The 2585-nt window shown below is 64.5% G+C and carries 4 protein-coding genes; all 4 read right to left on the reverse strand.

The features are described from left to right. Nucleotides 1-533, reverse strand: a 533-nt coding sequence (locus KH616_RS24005) for a LysM peptidoglycan-binding domain-containing protein (RefSeq protein WP_292253612.1), incomplete at its 3' end; no start/stop codon positions are given. An 8-nt stretch (nucleotides 534-541) separates the two neighbouring features. Beyond that, nucleotides 542-1246 (reverse strand): response regulator transcription factor, encoded by a 705-nt coding sequence (locus KH616_RS24010; protein ID WP_292253615.1) that lies wholly within the window; start codon nucleotides 1244-1246, stop codon nucleotides 542-544. 280 nt (nucleotides 1247-1526) lie between these two features. After that, complete coding sequence (locus tag KH616_RS24015; RefSeq protein ID WP_292253616.1) at nucleotides 1527-1904, reverse strand: hypothetical protein; 378 nt, start codon at nucleotides 1902-1904, stop codon at nucleotides 1527-1529. Nucleotides 1905-2203: 299 nt separating this feature from the next. Beyond that, nucleotides 2204-2431: a sulfurtransferase TusA family protein gene (locus KH616_RS24020; protein WP_038713912.1), complete on the reverse strand. Its 228-nt coding sequence runs from the start codon at nucleotides 2429-2431 to the stop codon at nucleotides 2204-2206. Nucleotides 2432-2585 lie beyond the last annotated feature (154 nt).

Below are 2585 nucleotides of genomic sequence, written 5' to 3' on the forward strand. Positions count from 1 at the left end.
CTTTCGATCTCGCCGCGGCGCAGTTCGAACACGCGATAGAGCGTGCCGGTCAGCACCGTGCGGCGCAGCGTCGTCAGGTCGAGCTGGCTGTCGGGCGGCATGCTTATGTGCATGCCGTCGGCCAGTTCGAGCGTCACGAACCCGTTTGCGCCGGTCCGCACGCGATCGCCCTCGGTCAGCGTCGCATCGACCGCAAGCGGCGCGACTGCGTCGCCCGACGCCCGTTCGGCCGAACCCTGCACTGCGACGACGCGAGCGGACAGGCGCTCCTTGCGCAGCCGCTCGACCGGCAGCCGGATCGCGAGGCCGGGCTGCAGACGCCGGGGCGCCGGCACGCCGTTCAGTTGCGCGAGCACCTTCCAGTCATCCGGGCCTTGCATGTAGCGCATGGCAACGTCGTACAGCGTGTCGCCCGCGCGAGTCGTGTACACGACCGTCTTGCCGGTCGCGCGACCCGGCGGCTGCGCGGCCGCGTGCTGAAAAGCGGCCAGGGCGGCGAGCAGGCACGCCGCTCGCAGTGTGCGTGAGGGCATCCTGTCGATCACTCCGGTTCCCCTTGAGCAATCCGTTCGAGACGGTAGCCGTAGCCGTAGATCGGCGCGAGCCGGTAACCATTCTCCGGACGCAGGCCGAGCTTCGTGCGCAGCATCGAGATATGCGTGTCCATCGTGCGCGACGGAATGTCGGTCGCCTGCTTCCAGACCAGATCGAGAATGTGCGCGCGCGACAGCGGCCGATCCAGGTGCTGGAACAGCAGCAACGCGAGCTCGAATTCCTTTTGCGTGAGGCTGACCGGCTTGTCGCCGACGTAGGCCTGCTTCAGATTCACGTCGAAGCGGAACTGCTCGAATTCGCGCACCGCGGCCTCGGCAGCCACCGGATAGGCGCGGCGCAGCAGCGAGCCGATGCGTGCGAGCAGGATCGGGCCGGACACCGGCTTGACGACGTAATCGTCCGCCCCGGCATTGAGAATCTGCGTGATCCCCGCTTCGTCGTCGCGGCTCGTCATGAAGATGATCGGCAGACTATGCCCGGCCTGATTGACGCGCACCCACTTCAGCACTTCTTCGCCGGACATGTCGGGCACGTTCCAGTCGAGCACCAGCAAATCGAAGGTTTCGCGCTGCAGACGCTTCTTCAGTGCCTTGCCTTCCGTAAAGGCGTAACACGTATGGCCCGCAGCCGTCAGTGTCTGACCGACAAAGTCGGTTTGGGCCGGATCGTCATCCAGTACAGCAATTCTCATAGCACCCCGCAAAACGAAATCCATTCGTCCAGTTCAGCCCCGCGCTTCATCGCATCGCCTGCGGCAGGCGCGCCGAATCGATCTCTGCCGGCCGGCGAGCCGGCACAATCCGATCATGCGCGTAGATATGACGCGCATGATCGGATGAAATCCGCAAATATCTCAAAAACGGGGCACGGACAAACCAGCGATTTCACCATATTAGTATGAAAATCGCCCATGAATTGCGCCGGCTATGATCCCTTCTTCTAATAATCCGCCTGCCGGAACGATTGAGTATCTATTCGCGGCGCACGACGGTTCCGCCGGACGGCGTGTGCGGGTGCAATATTTGCAGCAGCTGGACACGTACTTTTTCCCATGCCGCCGCCGCATAATCGGGCTGACTTGCCGCCACGGCATGGGCCAGATCGAATACGCGTTCGACGGTCGGCCCGCAACGCGTGACGCTCGACGCCGTGTCCGGCAACACTTCGCGCAGCCACTCCGCCAGCCATGGCATATCGGCCGCGACCGAGTCCGCATAGGCCTCCAGTGCCGCGCGAGCGTGGCGGTCCTGCTGCGGATCGAGCTCGATACGGCCCAACCCCGGTGCGCGCACATCCGCTGCGAGTTCCGCTTCCGGCGGAATTCGAATGGTCCCCGATCTGAAGGACATGGTCTATCCTCGTGTCTCGACGGTATCGTCGGGCATGGCCCCCGTGCCCGCCCATTCGACGTACCGCGGCCAGCCGCCCGCATTGTGCGCGGACGTTCGGCGCGGCCAGTATACGCAGCGGTTGATCGGGTGAGGTTTAAGGATTGTCAGATTGCCGGAGACCCCGACGATCCGTGCGGCAGGCCGGGCAACGCGCTCGCGCAACCGTCGCCGCATGCGCCCGGCTTCGCTGGCCTGGCGTCGCAGGCATCCAGGCGGAATGCGGAATGCGAGACGCCGAATGCGGTATTTTGCGGCCGTCAGCGGCGGCGCATCAGGAAGACGAACGTTTTGTCCTGCGTCGACGACTCGACGATTTCATTACCCGTCTGTTTCGCGAACGCGGCAAAATCGCGCTGCGAACCGGGATCGGTCGCGAGCACCTTGAGGATCTGCCCGCTTTCCATGTCGGCGAGCGCCTTCTTTGCACGCAGGATCGGCAGCGGGCAATTGAGCCCGCGCGCGTCCACTTCCTTGTGAATCTGCATCGGCTTTCGACCTTCGAATGACGCGCCGCATGCGGCGCTGGTGGAAGCGGCGATTTTACCGCAGGGGCGCCGCGCCTGCCGTGTGCCGTGTGCCGTGTGCCGTGTGCCGTGTGCCGTGTGCCGTGTGCCGTGTGCCGTGTGCCGTACAACAGAT

It is taken from the genome of Burkholderia sp. (assembly GCF_018375725.1).
Classification (GTDB): Bacteria; Pseudomonadota; Gammaproteobacteria; order Burkholderiales; family Burkholderiaceae; genus Burkholderia.

Coding starts and splice junctions, on each gene's coding strand:
- KH616_RS24020 (WP_038713912.1), bottom strand. CDS start 2,431: ATGCAGATTCACAAGGAAGTGGACGCGCGCGGGCTCAATTGCCCGCTG.
- KH616_RS24010 (WP_292253615.1), bottom strand. CDS start 1,246: ATGAGAATTGCTGTACTGGATGACGATCCGGCCCAAACCGACTTTGTC.
- KH616_RS24015 (WP_292253616.1), bottom strand. CDS start 1,904: ATGTCCTTCAGATCGGGGACCATTCGAATTCCGCCGGAAGCGGAACTC.